22 protein-coding genes are annotated in these 18,585 nt (G+C 63.8%); 11 read left to right on the top strand and 11 right to left on the bottom strand.

The features are described 5' to 3' along the window. Positions 1 to 115: 115 nt before the first annotated feature. On the top strand, positions 116 to 382 hold the full coding sequence (locus tag FJ419_RS24545) for a type II toxin-antitoxin system VapB family antitoxin (protein ID WP_140699194.1): 267 nt from the start codon (positions 116 to 118) through the stop codon (positions 380 to 382). After that, positions 379 to 768, top strand: a complete 390-nt coding sequence (locus FJ419_RS24540) for a type II toxin-antitoxin system VapC family toxin (protein WP_140699191.1) — start codon at positions 379 to 381, stop codon at positions 766 to 768. Before FJ419_RS24545 ends, FJ419_RS24540 begins: the two co-directional genes overlap by 4 nt. A gap of 4 nt (positions 769 to 772) precedes the next feature. Here FJ419_RS24540 and FJ419_RS24535 read toward each other — a convergent pair whose 3' ends face one another. Beyond that, entirely contained in the window at positions 773 to 1,420 is a 648-nt protein-coding gene (locus FJ419_RS24535; RefSeq protein ID WP_140699188.1) for a helix-turn-helix transcriptional regulator, read from the bottom strand. Positions 1,421 to 1,428: 8 nt separating this feature from the next. Continuing rightward, positions 1,429 to 2,304 carry a S1C family serine protease gene (locus tag FJ419_RS24530; RefSeq protein ID WP_140699185.1) on the bottom strand — a complete coding sequence of 292 codons (876 nt, stop codon included), beginning with the start codon at positions 2,302 to 2,304 and terminating at the stop codon, positions 1,429 to 1,431. Positions 2,305 to 2,521: 217 nt separating this feature from the next. Here FJ419_RS24530 and FJ419_RS24525 point away from each other — a divergent pair, with 217 nt between their 5' ends. Next, positions 2,522 to 3,469 (top strand): trypsin-like peptidase domain-containing protein, encoded by a 948-nt coding sequence (locus FJ419_RS24525; protein ID WP_140699182.1) that lies wholly within the window; start codon positions 2,522 to 2,524, stop codon positions 3,467 to 3,469. Between the two features lie 15 nt (positions 3,470 to 3,484). Here the strand turns inward: FJ419_RS24525 and FJ419_RS24520 are convergent, their stop codons facing one another. Further along, positions 3,485 to 3,910, bottom strand: coding sequence for a VOC family protein (locus FJ419_RS24520; protein WP_140699179.1), 426 nt, complete (start codon positions 3,908 to 3,910; stop codon positions 3,485 to 3,487). 66 nt (positions 3,911 to 3,976) lie between these two features. On the opposite strand from FJ419_RS24520, the gene FJ419_RS24515 reads away from it, so the two are divergent. Beyond that, positions 3,977 to 4,603 (top strand): TetR/AcrR family transcriptional regulator, encoded by a 627-nt coding sequence (locus FJ419_RS24515; RefSeq protein ID WP_140699176.1) that lies wholly within the window; start codon positions 3,977 to 3,979, stop codon positions 4,601 to 4,603. On the opposite strand, the gene FJ419_RS24510 is transcribed toward FJ419_RS24515, so the two are convergent. Then, positions 4,545 to 5,492 (bottom strand): LysR family transcriptional regulator, encoded by a 948-nt coding sequence (locus tag FJ419_RS24510; protein WP_140699173.1) that lies wholly within the window; start codon positions 5,490 to 5,492, stop codon positions 4,545 to 4,547. The two genes, FJ419_RS24515 and FJ419_RS24510, sit on opposite strands and share 59 nt — an antisense overlap. A 115-nt stretch (positions 5,493 to 5,607) precedes the next feature. On the opposite strand from FJ419_RS24510, the gene FJ419_RS24505 reads away from it, so the two are divergent. From FJ419_RS24505 to FJ419_RS24485, 5 genes are all read left to right on the top strand, one after another. Continuing rightward, positions 5,608 to 6,246 carry an FMN-dependent NADH-azoreductase gene (locus tag FJ419_RS24505; RefSeq protein ID WP_140699170.1) on the top strand — a complete coding sequence of 213 codons (639 nt, stop codon included), beginning with the start codon at positions 5,608 to 5,610 and terminating at the stop codon, positions 6,244 to 6,246. Positions 6,247 to 6,503: 257 nt separating this feature from the next. Then, positions 6,504 to 6,641, top strand: a complete 138-nt coding sequence (locus FJ419_RS24500; protein ID WP_246679339.1) for a hypothetical protein — start codon at positions 6,504 to 6,506, stop codon at positions 6,639 to 6,641. 33 nt (positions 6,642 to 6,674) lie between these two features. Beyond that, on the top strand, positions 6,675 to 7,607 hold the full coding sequence (locus FJ419_RS24495) for a 3-keto-5-aminohexanoate cleavage protein (RefSeq protein ID WP_140699167.1): 933 nt from the start codon (positions 6,675 to 6,677) through the stop codon (positions 7,605 to 7,607). Between the two features lie 158 nt (positions 7,608 to 7,765). Continuing rightward, on the top strand, positions 7,766 to 9,148 hold the full coding sequence (locus FJ419_RS24490) for a 3' terminal RNA ribose 2'-O-methyltransferase Hen1 (RefSeq protein ID WP_140699164.1): 1,383 nt from the start codon (positions 7,766 to 7,768) through the stop codon (positions 9,146 to 9,148). Further along, complete coding sequence (locus FJ419_RS24485) at positions 9,145 to 11,718, top strand: polynucleotide kinase-phosphatase (RefSeq protein WP_140699160.1); 2,574 nt, start codon at positions 9,145 to 9,147, stop codon at positions 11,716 to 11,718. Before FJ419_RS24490 ends, FJ419_RS24485 begins: the two co-directional genes overlap by 4 nt. Here FJ419_RS24485 and FJ419_RS24480 read toward each other — a convergent pair whose 3' ends face one another. Further along, positions 11,719 to 12,009 (bottom strand): HlyU family transcriptional regulator, encoded by a 291-nt coding sequence (locus FJ419_RS24480; protein ID WP_095766632.1) that lies wholly within the window; start codon positions 12,007 to 12,009, stop codon positions 11,719 to 11,721. It abuts the gene before it with no gap. A gap of 48 nt (positions 12,010 to 12,057) precedes the next feature. Further along, on the bottom strand, positions 12,058 to 12,699 hold the full coding sequence (locus FJ419_RS24475; protein ID WP_140699157.1) for a TetR/AcrR family transcriptional regulator: 642 nt from the start codon (positions 12,697 to 12,699) through the stop codon (positions 12,058 to 12,060). A gap of 172 nt (positions 12,700 to 12,871) precedes the next feature. Here FJ419_RS24475 and FJ419_RS24470 point away from each other — a divergent pair, with 172 nt between their 5' ends. Beyond that, the gene (locus FJ419_RS24470) at positions 12,872 to 13,555 is read left to right on the top strand and encodes a PspA/IM30 family protein (protein WP_246679337.1); all 684 of its coding nucleotides are present in this window, start codon (positions 12,872 to 12,874) and stop codon (positions 13,553 to 13,555) included. A 43-nt stretch (positions 13,556 to 13,598) separates the two neighbouring features. Then, on the top strand, positions 13,599 to 13,859 hold the full coding sequence (locus tag FJ419_RS24465; RefSeq protein WP_095766630.1) for a YiaA/YiaB family inner membrane protein: 261 nt from the start codon (positions 13,599 to 13,601) through the stop codon (positions 13,857 to 13,859). 77 nt (positions 13,860 to 13,936) lie between these two features. Here FJ419_RS24465 and FJ419_RS24460 read toward each other — a convergent pair whose 3' ends face one another. From FJ419_RS24460 to rpoD, 5 genes are all read right to left on the bottom strand, one after another. Next, positions 13,937 to 14,593 (bottom strand): PadR family transcriptional regulator, encoded by a 657-nt coding sequence (locus FJ419_RS24460; RefSeq protein WP_140699150.1) that lies wholly within the window; start codon positions 14,591 to 14,593, stop codon positions 13,937 to 13,939. A 137-nt stretch (positions 14,594 to 14,730) separates the two neighbouring features. Further along, positions 14,731 to 15,111, bottom strand: coding sequence for a DCC1-like thiol-disulfide oxidoreductase family protein (locus tag FJ419_RS24455; protein WP_181170796.1), 381 nt, complete (start codon positions 15,109 to 15,111; stop codon positions 14,731 to 14,733). Positions 15,112 to 15,172: 61 nt separating this feature from the next. After that, entirely contained in the window at positions 15,173 to 15,466 is a 294-nt protein-coding gene (locus FJ419_RS24450; protein WP_095766734.1) for a GYD domain-containing protein, read from the bottom strand. Between the two features lie 191 nt (positions 15,467 to 15,657). Further along, positions 15,658 to 16,236: a hypothetical protein gene (locus FJ419_RS24445; protein ID WP_140699147.1), complete on the bottom strand. Its 579-nt coding sequence runs from the start codon at positions 16,234 to 16,236 to the stop codon at positions 15,658 to 15,660. 25 nt (positions 16,237 to 16,261) lie between these two features. Further along, on the bottom strand, positions 16,262 to 18,289 hold the full coding sequence (gene rpoD / locus FJ419_RS24440) for an RNA polymerase sigma factor RpoD (RefSeq protein WP_095766628.1): 2,028 nt from the start codon (positions 18,287 to 18,289) through the stop codon (positions 16,262 to 16,264). Positions 18,290 to 18,585: the final 296 nt, after the last annotated feature.

Below are 18,585 nucleotides of genomic sequence, written 5' to 3'. Positions count from 1 at the left end.
TGACCCGCGGACACAAGGGCGCGCGCATGTGGTCCGTGATGACGCTGCGGAGCCTTGCCGTCTTGCCGAGCTTTGCAGAGCGATATATATTCTAGACAAGCAGGTAGAATATATAATGGCTCTATCGATCAAGAATTTGGAAGTCGAGCAGTTGGCGCGTGAGCTAGCCCGCCGCCGTCGCGTGTCGGTGACGGAGGCGATCCGCCAGTCCCTCGAGCGCGAAGTTGCACGCGAGCGGCTTGTGCCTCGCGACGAAAGCAGCGACCTTTTTCAACGTCTGATGGCGATTTCGGACAGCGTCGCGCGGATCCCGAAGCGGGAAAATGCGATGACCGAGGATGAGATCCTCGGTTACGACGATCTCGGAATCCCGACGCGATGATCATCGATTCATCGGCCCTGGTCGCGATCCTCCGCGCCGAACCGGGTCATGATCGTTTCGTGCGGGCGATTGCGAATGCCAAAAGGCGATTGATCGCAGCGCCCACCCTTCTCGAAACGAGCATGGTGCTCGCCGGCGGATGGCAGGATGAAATCCTGGAGCCGTTCGACGCCTTCCTGCGTACGGCTTCGGTCGAGACGATCGCCTTCACAGCCGACCACGCCGCCGTCGCGCGCCACGCCTTCCTGCGCTACGGCAAGGGTCGTCATCCCGCAGCGTTGAACTTTGGCGACTGCATTGCTTACGCCACTGCCCGGCTCGAAGCGATGCCGCTGCTGTTCAAGGGCGACGATTTTCGGCTCACCGATATCGAGCCCGCTATTTGAGGCGTCAAACCAGCACCAGCCCCTGCCGCATCGCGATGGCAATCGCGTCGGTGCGGTTGGCGGCGCCGAGCTTGATCAGGATGGCGGCCACGTGGAACTTCGCCGTGTGGACGGAAATGTTGAGCCGCCGGGCGATGACCTTGTTCGGCGCGCCTTCGGCGAGCAGAGCCAGCACCTCCGCCTCGCGCGGCGACAAAGTCGGGCGAGGCTGGTTGTCGTCAGGCGTCTCTTCCTCGGCAGGCTCGTCATCGTGGAAATCGCCATGCGCGGCCTCCGACGGCGCCGCCCTGCCGACGCGGTAGCCTGAGGCCGCCAACCGCGCTGCGGCGGCGATCAGCAGGCCGTCCGCGGAGGCAGGCAGCACGGCCAGCACATTGTTTGCCACGTGCTCGCTGCCCGCACGCCGCGAAAGCAGGACGATTGGGGTGGCCGAACTGACAACCCGGCTTTCCAGGCCGGCCTCATCTGCGATGGCGACATCCGCCATTTGGCCGACGCCGCTTCTAGCCAAGGCCGGCGCCAGATCGTCGCTCGCGGCCAGCGCATCGGCAAGCTGCTCGGCGCGCCGGGCATCGCCAAGCGCAACCAGCACCGTCAGCGGGTGAATTGCCGGCTCCGGTCTCGCGACTGCTTGTGCTGCGCTGCTTGCCATAGACCCTCTCAGCTCAGCGGCTTCTCGCCGATAGTGATCGAGACGTCGCGCTCAGCGCCGCCGCTCGAGACACCGAGCGTGACGGTGGTGCCGGCGCTATCCGGCCCGAGCTTGCGGATAAGCTCGCGCGGACCATGCACCGCCTCGCCGTTCCAGGCGACGACGATGTCGCCGACATGCAGGCCGGCGGCCTTGGCCGGGCCGCTGTCATCGAGGCTCATCACCATCGCGCCTTTCGTGTCGCCATTACGGATCGGATGCAGTCCGGCGCCGAGATAGCCGCGCGCGACATGACCCTTCTCGCGCAGCGTCGCCACCGCGCGCTCGATGGTCTCGTAGGGCATCACCAGCGCCCGCCGGCGCGGCCCGAACAAGAGCATGCCGATCACGCCGCCCTTGGCGTCGAGCACCGGCCCGCCCTCGAAGCGCCCGCCGGTGTTGATGGCAAGGTTGATGCGCCGGTCGATCGTGCCGCCGCGCATCGAGCGCCAAGCCGGCCCGACCTCGCCGACCGTGCCGAGCACCGCGAGCGCGGCGCCATCGCTGTTGCCGACCGCAATCGCGATATGGCCGGGCCGCACGGCGCCGGCCTGAGCCAGTTGCGGCAACCCGGCGGCACCGGAAGCAGGCTTCAACAGGGCAACGCCCGTCGAAGGATCGCGTCCGACGAGCTCGGCCTTGACGGCTTCGCCGGAAGCCAGCGTCAATTCGATCTCCTCGCCGGCTTCGACCGCTTCCTCGGCGGTGACGAAGTAGCCGTCGCGCCAATGGAAGGCGCTCGCGGTGCGGTGATGGTGCGTGACGAAACTCGCCAGCGCGGGGGCGGCGGTGGCCGCGACATCGGCGATCGCGTCGGAAAGGGCACTGAGGTTGAGGTCGCTCATAAGACTGTCTCCTGGGTTCGTGACCCAGATATCGCTCGGTAACGCCGCCGCGGGTACTCGCCTGACGGCTAGTCGCCGGCCGGACTGGCCATCTGGTCAGGTCGCGGCAATTGCGGCTGCTCCGCACATATAGTGCGTGTCGCCCAAAAGTGCCGCGCGGTTTTTGGGGCAACGACACGCGCCAAGGAAAAACATCATTCCACACGGGGACACGCCGATGGCTTTCGCAGCCGAAAAACTTCCATCCGACGACAGTCTGCTCGACGCCTATTCGGCGACGGTCGCCGACGCCGTCGACCGCATCGGTCCAGCCGTCTGCCGCATCGAGCGCATCGGCGCCGGCGGTCACGGCTCCGGCTTCGTCATCGCGCAGGACGGGCTGGTCGTCACCAATTTCCATGTCGTCGGCGACGCGCGCGCCGTGCGTGTCACCATGCCGGACGGCGCCTCGCGCGAAGGCCACGTGCTTGGCCGCGATCCTGACACCGACATCGCGCTGGTGCGCGCCGACGGCAGCTTCGCCGACATTGCGCCGCTCGGCGATTCTAAGCGCCTTCGCCGCGGCCAGATCGCGATTGCGATCGGCAATCCGCTCGGTTTCGAGTGGACCGTCACCGCCGGTGTCGTCTCGGCGCTCGGCCGCTCGATGCGCGCCTCGACCGGCCGGCTGATCGACGACGTCATCCAGACCGATGCCGCGCTCAATCCCGGCAATTCGGGCGGACCGCTGGTGTCGTCGGCGGGCGAGGTGATCGGCGTCAACACCGCCATGATCCACGGCGCGCAGGGCATCGCCTTCGCGGTCGCCTCCAATACCGCCAATTTCGTCATCTCGGAAATCATCCGCTTCGGCCGCGTGCGTCGCGCCTTCATCGGCGTTTCCGCCGACACGACCAACCTGCCGCGCCGTGCGGCACTTCTGTCGCAGGTGACCACGAACACGGCGGTGCGCCTGCGCAGCGTCGAGAAGAACGGTCCCGCCGCCAAGGCCGGCCTGAAGGAAGGCGACATCATCGCAGCTATCGACGGACGGCCGGTCACCGGCGTCGATGACCTCGTGCGCATGCTCGACGCCGAGCGCATCGGCCGCGAGACGCTCTGCACGGTCGTGCGCCGCACCGGCGTCAGCCAGGTGACGGTGACGCCGGTGGCGCGGACGAGCTGAGATTGCCGCGCCGGCCTAACTCCCGGCTGCGCCCCCAGCATATTGCGCCAGGAACTCCTCGCTGGGCGGGATCGGCTTGATCACATCGATCAGCACGCCATTGGGGTCCCTGGTGATGAAATGGCGCTGGCCGAAGGGCTCGTCGCGCAAGCTGCGCAGGATCGGCAGGCCAGCAGCGACGACCCGCTCATAGACCGCGTCGGGATCGCGGACCTCGAAATTGATCAACAGGCCCGACGTGCGTCCCCGCCCCTCTTGCGGGATCGTCTCATGGTCGCCCTGGACGATGCCAAGATTGACGCGCTTGTCCTCGCTGGAGCGCAGGTGCACATACCAGTCGCTCGCAAACAGCGGCTCGAAGCGGAAATGCTCGACATAAAAGTCCGCAGTGCCTGCGACATCATCCGTCATCAGCACCGGATAATAGCTTGTCGTCTTCATCTTTCCTTCTCCTCTCATCCAACATACAGTCTGCATGTAAATGCAAATAACATACAGGCTGCATGTATGCAAGAAGAGCCCGGACGCCGCTCCAATCGCGACCGCACCGAGGCGACGCGCGCCGATCTGATCCGAGCGGCGCGAAAGCTGTTTACGGAAAAATCCTATGCCGAGACCGGCACGCCGGAGATCGTCGCCGAGGCCGGCGTGACGCGCGGCGCGCTCTATCATCACTTCGCCGACAAGCAGGCGCTGTTCGCGGCAGTCGTCGAGCAGGAAGCAGCGGCCGTGGCGGGCGAGATCGACCACGCCTCGCCGCCGTCGCTATCCGCACGCGAGGCGCTGATCGCAGGCTCGGACGCCTATCTCAAGGCAATGCGAGCGCCCGGCCGCACGCGGCTTCTGCTGCTCGACGGGCCGGCCGTGCTCGGGCGCGCGACCATGGACGAGATCGACAGCCGCCACGGCAACCGCTCGTTGCGCGAAGGCCTGGTCGCCGCGATGCGTGCGCAAGCAATGATCAGATTGCCGGTCGAGGCGTTGACCGCTTTGCTGGCGGCCGCCTTCGATCGGGCCGCTTTGGCCATCGAGGCCGGCGCGTCCGGCGAGGATTACCGCGCGGTGATGATCGCGTTCATGGACGGCTTGTCTCCGGCTCCTCCTCCGTCCAAACGCCCGGCTCCATCTCGTTGAAGCAGCCGAGCTGCCGCTTGAACTCGTCGATCAGCCAGGATGCCGCCGGCTTGGGGCTGCGGTCGGTGCGGTGCATGGCATAAAGCGGCGAGCGCACCTCGCGATAGGGCTCCAGCTCGAGCTCGACCAGCCGGCCGCTGGCCAGGTCGTCGGCGATCAGCCAGCGCGGCAGGCCGCCCCAGCCGAGACCTTCGCGCATCAAGGCATGCTTGGTGCGCACATCCGTCAATCGCCAGGTCCGATAGGCAAACACGCCGTAGTCGCGCCCGCGCGTCCGCTCCGACTGATCGGAGACGACGAGCTGGATATGCTCGCGCAGATCCTCCACGGCAACCGGCTTCGGTAGTTTGGCCAATGGGTGATCGGGGGCCGCCGCAGGCACCATCGAAGTGAAGCCTATGCGCAGCAGATTGACGTCGGCATCGCCGTGCAGGCCGCCGAAGCCGAGATCCGACTGGCCGTTGAGGACCTGGTCGACGATCAGGCCGAGCGAACCGATGTAAAGCCTCATCATCACCGCCGGGAACTGGGCCTCGAAGGCCTTGAGCACGCGCACCAGCGCCGGTGAAGGCAGCGCCACGTCGACCGACACCGTCACCTCCGCCTCCAGCCCTTGCCGGTAGCCATCGGCGCGCGAGCGGATGCGATGCAGCACGCCGATCATGCGCCGCGCATCTTCCAGCATCGCCTTGCCGACATCGGTCAGTTGCGGCTCGCGCACGCCTTCGCGTTCGAACAGTTTCAGGCCGAGCTGCGCCTCGAGATTGGCGATGCCGTAGCTCACCACCGACTGCGCCCGGTTGAGCTTGCGCCCCGCGGCCGAGAAGCTGCCGGTATCGGCCACCGCCACCAGGATTTGGAGCTGATCCAATGTTGGGTTCGGCTGCATGCGCATCCCATCCATTTTATAGATTGATTGTATGCATATTATACCCGTTATCCTGATAGGGCGGCAATCCCATATTGGTGGGGAAGTTTCAATCCAGCCCCAAGGGGACACCGCCATGTCTATTCTTCTCGTCACCTCCAGCCCGCGCGGCGACGCTTCGCACTCCACCCGCGTCGCCACCGATCTTGCCCAGAAGCTCGCTGCCGCCGATCCGGCCAACACGCTTGTCGTGCGCGATCTGGTCGCCAATCCGCTGCCGCATATCGACCCTGATTACGCCACCGGCATCTACACGCCGGCCGAAGCGCGCACGCCGCGCCAGGCCGAGGTCGTCGGCGTTTCCGACGCCATGCTCGACGAGCTTTTCGCTGCCGACACCGTGATCCTCGCGACAGGCTTCATCAACTTCAACATCTCCTCGACGTTGAAGTCCTGGGTCGACCATGTCGCCCGCTCCGGCAAGACCTTTGCCTATGGCGAAGGCGGCCCGAAGGGCCTCGTCAACGGCAAGAAGGTCTATATCGTGCTCGCTTCCGGCGGCATCTATTCCGAAGGCGCCGCGGTGCAGATGGACCATGCGGTTCCCTATCTGCGCAGCGTGCTCGGCTTCCTCGGCATGACTGATGTCGAAGTCATCCGCGTCGAAGGCGTCGGCATGGGCGCCGACGCCGTCGCGGCGGCGCTTGCCAAGGCCACCGCCAAGGTCGACGCGATCGCTGCCGCCACGGCTGACCAGGTCGCCGCCGCTGCCTGACCGCCGATGCCGGAAATAAAAGAGGCAGGCGCCAGCCAGCGCCTGCCTCTTTTGCATTTTCGCCTCGCTACAGCGGCGGCAGCACCACGGCAGGGTGGCGGTCCTCGCGCAGGATCAATCCAAGGCGCCGAGCGCCATCCGATATCTTCCTGTGCCGCGATCCGCCGCCGTCAGCGCAAACAGCTGGAACGACTTTTTCTTCCCCCTGGTCCTGATCACCTCCGAGGATTTGAAGACACTGCCCGCAAGGGCTGATCGTGTTCGTCGACGAATTCATCACCAACTGGGGGATGCTGTTCACTGGGCTGACACTGGCGGCGCTGCCGATTAGCTTGCTCTACATCGTGTTGTCGAAGCAGTTCGTTTCCGGCATCACGCAAGGCGCGGTCAGATAGGCGCAGTCCAACAACGAAGTCAGGACATCGAAAGTGGCGAACCAGAACAAGATCATCATCACCTGCGCCGTAACCGGCTCGATCCACACGCCGTCAATGTCGCCGCATTTGCCGGTGACGGCGCAAGAGATCGCGACCGCGGCCATCGAGGCGGCCGAGGCAGGCGCGGCGATCGTCCACCTCCACGCCCGCAATCCGGTCGACGGACGGCCAGATCAGTCGACCGAGGCCTTCGCCCCGTTCCTGCAGGTCATCAAGCAGCGCTCCAACTGCGTCGTCAACATCACCACCGGGGGTGCGGCGACGATGAGCGTGGAGGAGCGCGTCAGGCCGGCCAAGCTGTTCGCGCCCGAAGTCGCGTCGCTTAACATGGGCTCGATGAATTTCGCGCTGTTCCCGATGCTGGAGCGCTTCAAGACATTCGAGCATGACTGGGAGCGGCCCTATCTGGAATCCTCGCGCGACCGCATCTTCCGCAACACCTTCGGCGACATCGAGCACATCTTGCGCACCTGCGCTGACAACGGCACGCGCTTCGAGATCGAGTGCTACGACATCGGCCACCTCTACACGCTGGCGCATTTCGTCGAGCGCGGCCTGGTCAAGGCGCCGTTCTTCGTCCAGAGCGTGTTCGGCATCCTCGGCGGCATCGGCACCCACCCGGAAGACGTCGCCCATATGAAGCGCACGGCCGACCGCCTGTTCGGCAACGACTATCACTGGTCGGTGCTGGGCGCCGGCCGCCACCAACTACCGATCGCTACGCAGGCGATTGCGCTGGGGGGCAATGTGCGGGTCGGCCTGGAGGATTCGCTATGGATCGGCAAGGGCAAGCTCGCCCGCTCCAGCGCCGAACAGGTGACCAAGGTGCGCCAGATCATCGAAGGCCTCGGCGCCTCGATCGCCACGCCCGACGAAGCGCGGCAGATCCTGCAGCTCAAGGGCGGCGACAAGGTCGCGTTCTGAGCGCTAATCCAAATTCCATAGTTTCGCCGCCCTGGCACTTTGTTGGGAAATACTGCCGCTCACAGGTACCAACCGGTTTCTTTGCACTTCCCGGAATGAAGTGGAAATAACTTGGTGGCACCATTGGTTATTCAATCGGGCTGCGTTATCGCTCGCCAATGTTCCTTTCAATCGCCACCACCCATCATCCGGCTACCGATCTCGGCTTCCTGCTGCACAAGCACCCCGAGCGCCTGCATCAGACCAACCTCTCTTTCGGCAAGGCATGGTTGTTCTATCCCGAGGCCAGCGAGGCGCGCTGCGAGGCCGCACTTCTGCTCGACGTCGACCCCGTTGGATTGGTGAGGGGCAAGGGTCGGGCGGACGGATTGCTGGATCAATATGTGAACGACAGGCCTTACTCGGCGTCTTCCTTTCTGTCCGTGGCGCTCAACAAGATGTTCCGGACGGCAATGAGCGGCATCTCCAAGGAACGCCCCCAACTCGCCGAAAGCGACCTGCCGCTGGAAGCTGTCGTGGCGCCCTTGCCGATGCGCGGCGGCGAGGCGATAGTGCGGCAGCTGTTCGAACCGCTGGGCTGGACCATCGAGCTGACCCCAATCGAGGCCATGGGTGCCAGTTCGGGAGGGCTCCGCTACGGCCATCTGAAATTGTCCGGCCTCGGCCGGCTGAGCAATCTGCTCAACCACCTCTACGTCCTAATCCCGGTGATGGACGACGCCAAACATTACTGGGTCGGCGACGACGAGGTCGACAAGCTGCTGTCCAAGGGCGCGGGATGGCTGGAGCACCACCCCGCCAATGAGCTGATCGCGCGCCGCTATTTGCGCAACCGATCGGTTTTGGCCCGCGCGGCCCTGGCGCGACTGGTCCCTGAAACCGCGGCAGCGGAGACGCCAGTCCAAACCCGCAGCTCGCCCGAGGAAACGCTCGAGGCGCCCATCCGGCTGCACGACCGGCGCCTGAATGCGGTCGTCGAAGCCATCCGCGCGAGTGGCGGGAAAGTTGTCGCGGATCTGGGCTGCGGCGAAGGTAAGCTGCTCGACCGACTGATGCGCGAGCGATGGGTCCAAAAACTGTTCGGCTTGGACCCCGCGGTCCGCGAGCTCGAATGGGCGGCAAGACGGCTGAGACTGAATGAAGCGGGCGGCCCGCCGGAAGGGCGCGTCATGCTGCTGCATGGTTCGTTGACTTACCGGGACAGTCGCTGGGCCGAAGCAGACGTCGCTGTATTGGTCGAGGTCGTCGAACATCTCGACCAAGACAGGCTGCCTTTAGTCGAGCGGATTGTCTTTGGCGAAACCGCTCCAAAGACCGTTATCGTGACCACGCCCAATGCGGATTATAATGCGCTTTTCCGCAGTCTGCCCCCAGGCACTTTCCGTCATCCGGATCATCGTTTCGAGTGGAGCCGCCCCGAATTCAAAACCTGGACGGCTAGAATAGGCGAGACATACGGCTACGCCGCTGAAATCAGTGGCATAGGGGCTGAGGATGCCAAGCTGGGCGCGCCTACACAGATGGCGGTGTTCACGCGATGAGGGAAGTCGACAACACCAATCTGGAAATTCCGGATTTCGCACTGGTCGTGCTGATCGGCTCGACCGGGTCCGGTAAGTCGACTTTCGCCGCCAGGCATTTCCTGCCGACCGAGATCATCTCGTCTGACCGATGCCGTGGACTCGTCTCCGATGACGAAACCAATCAGGATGTTTCGGCCGACGCCTTCGAGCTGATGCGCGACATCATCGGCAAACGGCTAAAGCATCGCAAGCTGGCTGTGGTGGACGCTACCAATGTGAGGCCAGCGGATCGGAAGGCATGGATCGAACTGGCCCGCAAATGGCACGCCTTGCCGGTCGCCATCGTCCTCGACCCCGGTGTCGACATCTGCCTGGCGCGCAATGCAAGCCGACCGGACCGCTCCTTTGGCGCTGGGGTGGCTCAGCGCATGACAATGGAGATTCGCAAGGGTCTGGGCGGATTGCAGCGGGAAGGCTTTCGCCAGGTCTGGAAGCTCACCAGCGAAGCCAGCATCGAGACCGCCAAAATCTCGCGCCAGCCGCTTTGGACCGACAAGCGTCACGATACCGGCCCCTTCGACATCATCGGCGACGTGCATGGCTGCGCCGACGAGTTGCAAGCCCTGCTTGGTCAACTCGGGTATGAGGTCGTCTGGTCGCAGGATCGCGGCGAGCGAACCGTGGCCGTCACTCCCCCAAATGGCCGCAAGCTTGTCTTTGTCGGCGATCTCGTCGACCGCGGTCCCAACACGCCCGATGTGCTGCGCATCGCCATGAGCATGGTGGCGGCCGGAACCGCTTACTGCGTTCAAGGCAATCACGAACGCAAGCTCAGCCGCTGGCTGGAGGGCCGCAAGGTCACGGTCGCCCACGGCCTTCAACAGACCATCGACCAGTTGGACACGCAGGATCGCGGGCTGCGCGAAGCGCTGCCGGCCTTTCTCGACGACCTGCGCAGCCATGTCTGGCTGGACGGCGGACGCCTGGCCGTTGCCCATGCCGGGCTCAAGGAAGAGATGATCGGGCGCGGCTCGGGCGCCGTGCGCGAATTCGCGCTCTATGGCGAAACGACCGGTGAGATCGATGAATTCGGACTGCCGGTGCGCGCCGACTGGGCCACGGCTTATCGGGGCAAGACTGTCGTTGTCTACGGTCACACGCCGATGCTATCGGCTCAATGGCTGAACAACACCCTGTGCATCGATACCGGCTGTGTGTTCGGCGGTAAGTTGACGGCCCTGCGCTGGCCGGAACGCGAGCTGGTTGAGGTGCCGGCAATCCGAACATGGTCGGAACCCATACGCCCGCTTGGCGCATCGAATATGGAGAAATCGGCACAGGCCGATGCCGATGGTGTGCTCGATATCGAAGATGTTTCCGGCCGCCGCTGGATCGAGACCGAGCTGAAAGGCCGGATCGTCGTGGCCGAGGAAAATGCGGCGGCCGCCCTAGAGGCCATGAGCCGTTTCGCCATAGCGCCCCAGTGGCTGGTGTACCTGCCGCCGACGATGTCGCCGTCCGAGACTAGCGGTCACCCTGACTGGCTTGAACGCCCGGAAGAGGCTTTCGCCTATTTTCGGGAGCGCGGCGTAGCCGAGGTCGTGTGCGAACAAAAGCACATGGGTTCGCGGGCGATCGTCGCACTGTGCCGGACCGCGCAGGCGGCGCTGAGCCGCTTCGGCGTTTCGGGCGGCGAGACCGGCGCGATATGGACCCGGACAGGGCGTTCCTTTTTCGGCGACAACGCCATGACGGAAGGCCTGCTCGCTCGGCTTCGCGCAAGCGTCGATGCCGCTGGCATCTGGGAGGAACTGAAAACCGACTGGCTGCTGCTCGACGCCGAGATCATGCCCTGGTCGGCCAAGGCACGCAGCCTCATCGAAAGTCAGTACGAACCAGTGGCGGCGTCGTCCGCGGCCGGTCTGCGGCTCGGTCGCGATGCCTTGGAGAGAGCAAAGGCGCGAGGCGTCGACGTGATGGATCTGAGCGCACGGTTCGCCGATCGGGCCGTGCGCGCGGCCAAATACGCCGGCGTCTGGTCGCCCTATGTCTGGCCGGTTTCGAGCGTCGATGATCTCAGGGTGGCGCCTTTCCATCTGCTGGCCAGCGAGGGCCGCGTCTGGTTCGACCATGACCACATCTGGCATATGTCGCTGGCCGATCGCCTCGCCGCGGAAGGCGTCGTCGTGCACACCAGATGGCGCAGCGTCGATCTGGCCGATGCCGGCGCCTGCACGGAGGCCGTCGCCTGGTGGGAGATGCTGATCGCTTCAGGCGGCGAAGGCATGGTGGTCAAGCCGCGTGACTTCGTCAGCCGCGGTAAGAAAGGCCTCATCCAGCCGGCGCTCAAGGTCCGCGGCCGCGAATATCTGCGCATGATCTACGGCCCCGAATATGACGCCCCGGATAACCTTGTCCGGCTGCGGGAACGGCATCTGGGCGGCAAACGGAACCTGGCGCTCAGCGAGTTCGCGCTCGGTCACGAGGCGTTGAAGCGGTTTGTCGCGAGACAGCCGCTGCGGCGAGTCCACGAATGTGTGTTCGCTGTACTGGCTCTGGAGAGCGAACCTATCGATCCGCGGCTCTAATTAGCCGAACATCCGCTCGCCCTGCTCGTCGACGAGCTGGATGCCCTTCTTGATCGAGATGTCGACGGCGTCGTCCAATCCGGCGAAGCGGTCGGCGCGGATGAAGCGGTGCTCTTTCATCACACCGTCCACTTCCTTCGAGACGACGCCGCAGGTCTGGTATTGGCCCTCGGCCTTGTAGGGCGTCGCGCTGATCAGGAATCCCTTGTGCTCGACCTGCTTTGCCGGCTTGGCGGTGCCGGCCTCCGTTGCCTCACCGCCGCCGCCAAAAAGCTTCTTCAGAAAAGACATTTTTCAAAACTCCCATCCACGCGGGCACGTGATTACGGCGCCGCCTGTTCATTCAGGCTTTGTGTCAGCATGCGCGAATGCGCCGCCGTGTTCCAGCCCCTTGACGAAAACGCCGACCAGAAGCTCGACCTGACGCCAGATCTCCTCGGCCTGCCTACTGTTCGAATTCGCCACATAGCCGCTGGTGACGATGCCGTGCACGCTTGACCACAAGGTCCGCGCCGCAAGCGCGCGACGGTCGTCGTCGAGGCCGAAATCGCCGGCCTTGAGCACGCCGGCGACGATGTCGAAGAGCGCGTCGAGCAGCGCGTCATAGGCATCGGGGCCCGGCCGCGTCGCGCGGCGGCGGTTGAAGGCAAGCACCGCCGGCCAGCTGCCGGGATGCGCCTCGACGAAGCGCACATAGGCGGCGGCCATCGCCAGGATGCGATGCCGCACATCGGTCACCCCTTGCCTTTCGAGATCGGCCATCGCCGCGATGCCTGTCGCGCCGAGCCGGTCGAGCAGCCGCATGTTGACGGCGCGGTGCACCTCGTCGAGATCGGCAAAGAGGTTATAGACGGATCCGACCGAGATGCCGGCCTGCTCGGCGATCGTGCGCGCCTTCAGATTGTCGGCGCCGCCCTCGTTGAGCAGCGCCTCGGCAATGGCGAGCACCTTCTCGCTCATCTCTTCCTTGTCCAGCGCCATGCTTCTTTCCTGTCCTTATGTCCGAAGTCGGCAAGCCCAGCCCGTGATTCATTCCGTTGCCTGCGTTTACCATGTGCGGCGCTTCATGAACAGCGTTCAAAATAGCCCTTGAACAATGTTCATTTCCTGCTATGTTGAGCTTGTGAACAGCGTTCACGAAAACAGGGAGAAGATGACCATGCTTAGCCTGATCAAGACATTGCTGGACGGCGCCAGCGCACGGGCCGAGGACAATCTGAAGGATCGTTTTGCGATCGACCTTCTGGCCCAGCGCATCCGCGACGCGGAGGCGGGCCTTGCCGCCGCCAAGCAGACGCTCGCCTCGCTGATCGTGCGCCAGCGCGCCGAGCAGACCAGCCTCGACCAGCTCGACCGCCGCATCGCCGATCTGGAAACCCGCACGCTGAGCGCGCTTTCCGCTAACAACCAGGCGCTTGCCGAAGGTGGCGCTTCCGCAATCGCCGAACTCGAGAACGAGCGCGAGGTCCGCCGCGCCACGGTCAAGAGCCTCGGCGACAAGACCTTGCGGATGCGTCTGTCCGTGGAACAGGCGCATCGCCGCATCATCGATCTCAACCAGGGCATGATCTCCGCCAGGGCGATCGATGCCGAACGCAAGGCGCAGTCGCGCCTCAACCGCTCGATCGGCCACACCGCAAGCATTAACGAAGCGGAGGAATTGCTGGCCCGCATCAAGGACAGCTCCGACCCGTTCGAGGAGGCCGGCATCCTCGACGAGATCGACGGCGAATTGCGCCACGAGGCGATCCGCGAACGTCTCGCCGAAGCAGGCCATGGACCGGCCACCAAGGTGCGTGCTGAGGATGTTCTGGCGCGCCTCAAATCCCCGAACTGAACCCGCGATTTCCCGTGACAGATCAAATCCAAGGAATACGACGATGAATGGCAATCAGACCTACATCCTGTTCAACACCATCTCGGTGGGCGCTGCCTATTTCATGCTCGGCCTGTCGCTGTGGCTGGCGCCGGTCGACCTCTCGACCAAGGGCTACTGGGCGATGGGCGTGCTGCTGCTTACCGGCAGCCTGGTGAACCTGGTCAAATACCGCACCGACGAGCGGATCGCGGCCGAGACCACCGCCAAGATCGAGAAGGCGCGCAACGAGAAGCTGATCAGCGAATATGTCGGCAAGGAATAATCCCCTGCCCTTGCCGATTGCTGACTGAATACAAAAGCCCGGAGCGATCCGGGCTTTTCGGTTTCCTTGAGAATGTCTTAGCGACGAGCCAAGGCCTCGATCGCCTCGGCAGCGTCTTCCAGGATGCTGATCGCCTCGGCCTGCTTGTCTTCCGGCGCGTCGGCGATGTCGCCGAGCGCGGCGCGCAGCCGGTGTCGCAGCGCGCGGAACCGGTCGCGCGTTTCCGAACGGCCGCGACGCCCCTCGTCCTTGTCGTCGCCCCAGCCGAACCATTCGCGCGCCGCGGCCATCTTGCGGCCGAAACGCTCGAGATGATCGAGCACGCTGTCGATCATCTCGCGGTTCTCGTCCAGATGCGCCTTGCCTGCCTCGGTGATCGAAAACACCTTCTTGTTGCCTTCGCTCGAGGATACCGCATAGCCCGCCTCCTCCAGGAAGGTCAGCGTCGGATAGACCACGCCCGGGCTCGGGCTGTAGATGCCACTGGTGCGCTCTTCCAGAGCCTTGATGATGTCGTAGCCGTGGCGCGGCGCATCGGCCAGAAGCGACAGCGTGATCAGCTTGAGATCGCCGTCGGCCAACATGCGCCCGGCGCGGAACATGTCGCCCGGGCCGCCGCGTCCGCCGCCCCTGCCGCCATGGCCGAACGGGCCGAAGCCGCCGCCCCCTCTGCCACCAAATTTGCCGGCCATATGCATGAACATGCGCTCGCCGAAGTGGTTGTGTCTGTGCATCGATTGCTCCTTGAGATATATCTTACGATACATCGTAAGTAAGACGCGGCGCTTGTTGAGTCAAGATATATCTTAAGATGTATCTTACGCCATGCCAAGATCGCGCATACGTCCTCATACGGCTGGGCCAGACCGCTTTACCAACGGCCCTTGCGTCGGTTCCAGGCGTAGAGCACGTCCGCGAAACGGTCATAGGCAAAGCGCGTCAACGGCAGCGCGATGGCGTTGCCGAACAAGCTCGCCAGCCATCCCTCGCCCGGCGTGATCCGCCAGACCGCAATCGCCACGTCGGCGCCGACCAGCAGCCGCCCGCCGGCGTCGGTCGCATGCAGGCGCCGGCGGATATCCTCCAGCGAGACGCCGAAGGCGGTGAGCGCCTCGGGTTCGAAATTGATGTCGCGGAATTCGATGCGGCCAACCTTGACCGCCTCGACCAGCTGCCGCTTCTGCCGGTTGATGCCGGCGTCGCACACCGGACAGCGTGTGTTGTACCAGACTGTCAGCAACGGCTCGGGCATGGCTCAACTATCGGGAATGCGGCGCGGCTTCGCAACAGCCGCGCTGCGCCCGTCAGCCGCTTTACCCGAGCGAGCTGATGATCTCGCGATAGGCGAATTCCGGAAACGCCTTCATCGTCCGCGTTTTGACATTACCGCCCGACGACAACATCAGCGCGAAGCGGGCGAGCACCGCATCGTCCGGCGCTTCGACGATGGCGACCATGTCGCATTCGCCCATGGTCAGGTAGAATGCCTTGAACGAACCGCCCATTTCCCCCAGCAGCTTCTTGGCCGCATCGAGCCGTTTCGGCGATTCCCGCACATTCTTGGCGCCGAGCTCAGTCCAGTTGATAAGCACGATGTACGTCGTCATGGCACACCTCCCATCGGAGCCAGATGGCCAGGGCATCCGGCCAACTGTCCGGAAATGCATTCGACGTTTCGACTATCCTCCCGGCAACCGTTCCAGACAAGGGTTGCAAGCGAAACCGGCAATGAAAAAGGGGGCCGAAGCGCCCTTTCGATTCTTGCCCAGCGCTCGGCTCAGCTGCCCAAACGACAACGCTAGCTGTCGACGGTCCTGATCAGCCCCTCTTCGAGCAGGTCAATCTTATCCTTCAGAATGTATCTGTGGCCGAGGCCAACGGAATTCTCCGGAAGTCGCAGATACGTCGCGAGTTCTTCGTGGAGGTCGAGCGGAGCTACGTACTCTTTGGCTCCATCCATCCCCAATATCTGAAGCAGACTGTCGGGCGCGGTGGATTTGCCGATCGTGGCCAGCAACGCGGCGGCATCTTCGAGCCGAGGACGCATATCCTCATCGTCAGGGTCGCTCATCTCCATGCCTGGGCAAGAATTGTAGCGAGACTGCAGAACACCATCCTTCGCCGCCCAGAGGCGCAATTGTTCTTCGTCGTAGACGGTGATCGCGATGCCGACACAGGCCAGGTCACGCGTAAGGCTCTGGAGCAAAGGTTCGATCCAGCCAGGATCGAGCCCGTCCGTATATTGGTCCGAAAATGTGATCCAACCGCTCTCATCCGGCGCGGTGACGAAGGCATCGATTTTCTTCAATCTCAGCCAGTTGGCCAACGCCTCACGCGTTGGCCCCTCTATGCTGATGTTTCCGTAGGTCGCCCCCATGCCGAACTCCGGAAAGCAGACTGCTTCAGCTGTCGAGGAAGCTTCTGAGCTTGCGCGACCTGCTCGGATGCTTGAGCTTGCGCAGCGCCTTGGCCTCGATCTGGCGGATGCGCTCGCGCGTTACCGAGAACTGCTGGCCGACTTCCTCCAGCGTATGATCGGTGTTCATGCCGATGCCGAAACGCATTCTGAGCACACGTTCCTCGCGCGGCGTCAGCGAGGCAAGCACGCGCGTCGTCGTCTCGCGCAGGTTGGCCTGGATCGCCGCGTCGATCGGCAGGATCGCCATCTTGTCCTCGATGAAGTCGCCGAGATGCGAATCCTCCTCGTCGCCGACAGGCGTTTCGAGCGAGATCGGCTCCTTGGCGATCTTCAGCACCTTGCGCACTTTTTCCAGCGGCATGGCGAGCTTTTCCGCCAGTTCCTCCGGCGTCGGCTCGCGACCGATCTCGTGCAGCATCTGGCGCGAGGTGCGCACGATCTTGTTGATCGTCTCGATCATGTGCACCGGAATGCGGATGGTGCGCGCCTGGTCGGCGATCGAGCGGGTGATGGCCTGCCGGATCCACCAGGTGGCGTAGGTCGAGAACTTGTAGCCGCGACGGTATTCGAACTTGTCGACCGCCTTCATCAGGCCGATATTGCCTTCCTGGATGAGATCCAGGAACTGCAGGCCGCGGTTGGTGTATTTCTTGGCGATGGAGATGACCAGGCGAAGATTCGCCTCGACCATTTCCTTCTTGGCGATCGCGGCCTCGCGCTCGCCCTTCTGCACCTGGTTGACGATCTTGCGGAATTCCAGGATCGAGATCGCCGTTTCGGTGGCAAGGTTCTGGATCTCGGCGCGCAGCTCCTTGATCGCATCCTTCTCGTTCTTGGTGAACTCCTTCCAGCCGCGCGAGGTCAGGTTGGCGATCGAGCGCGTCCAGTTCGGATCGAGCTCCGAGCCCTGATACTCCCGCAGGAACTCCTCGCGGCGCACGCCATAGCTTTCGGCGAGGCGCAAAAGCTTGCCCTCGTTCTGCACCAGGCGCTTGTTGATGTCGTAGAGCTGCTCGACCAGCGCCTCGATGCGCGCGGCGTTGAGCGACAGCGACTTCACCGCCTTGATCAGCTGGTCCTTCAGCTCCTTCAGGCGGCGGTCCTGGCTGGGCGACAGCGTGCCGGCCGCGGCCAGGCGGTTCTCGACCTGCTGGTCCTGCAGCTTGCGCAGCTTCTTGTAGGTATCGGCGATGACGTCGAGCGTCTCCATCACTTGCGGGCGCAGTTCCGCTTCCATCGCGGCCAGCGACAGACTCGCCTCGTCCTCGTCGTCTTCCTCTTCCTCCAGCCCGCGCGTGTCGCCGCCGACATTGGTGATGTCGTCTTCTTCCTCGCGTGCCGCCGAACGGCCGCGCGGCTTCTCCTCGGGCTTGGGCGCTTCCTCGATGCGTTCGACGACGGGCGCCTGCTTGGCTTCGGGGCCGGCATAGGTCGCCTCGAGGTCGATGATCTCGCGTAGCAGGATCTTCGATTCGTTGAGCTCGTCGCGCCAGATGATGATGGCCTGGAACGTCAGCGGGCTTTCGCACAGCCCCGCGATCATCGTTTCGCGGCCGGCCTCGATGCGCTTGGCGATCGCAATTTCGCCCTCGCGCGACAGAAGCTCGACCGAGCCCATCTCGCGCAGATACATGCGCACCGGGTCGTCGGTGCGATCGGTCGGCTCTTTCTTGGTGGTCGTGGCGGCGACGGCGGTGCCGGTCTGCTCGGCGAGCTCGTTGGCGTCTTCCTCGGCGTCGGCGGCCGGCTCGGCTTCCGCCTCCTCGCCCACCTCGTCGTCCTCGACGACGTTGATGCCCATGTCACTGAGCATCGCATTGATATCTTCGATGCGGTCCGGATCCGTCTCTTCCGAGGGCAGCACCGCGTTGAGCTCGTCGAGCGTGACATAGCCGCGTTTCTTCGCGGCCTTGATCATCTTCTTGACAGCATCGTCGGAAAGGTCGAGCAGGGGGCCATCGGTGGCGCCTTCGCGTTCGGTCTCGACCTCTTCCTTTTCCTTTGTCGCCATTCTTTGTCGTCTCCAAGCGGCCGAATATCGAGGCCGCATAAACTGCCGTACCGGTTATACTGGACGCGCTCGCGCCGGAACGCTTTTCACCGGCCCAGCAACCGTGTCATCTCTTTTGTTTTGTGCATGTCTCTGTCCCAAACCGGTTTCCACTTTTGGGCGACATGCATTAAGTCCAGATTAACCCTGATATCTGGAGCGGGCACTTTGCCTGTCCAGTCGCCACCGGTGCCTCACATCGCTCGAATTCCCGTCGATGCCGTGGCACGGTTAACGTTTCGAATCGTCCTGATTCC

This window comes from Mesorhizobium sp. B2-6-2, assembly GCF_006440615.1.
GTDB lineage: Bacteria > Pseudomonadota > Alphaproteobacteria > Rhizobiales > Rhizobiaceae > Mesorhizobium.
The sequence above is the reverse complement of the archived record's forward strand: the minus strand, read 5'-3'. Positions and strand labels throughout refer to the sequence as shown.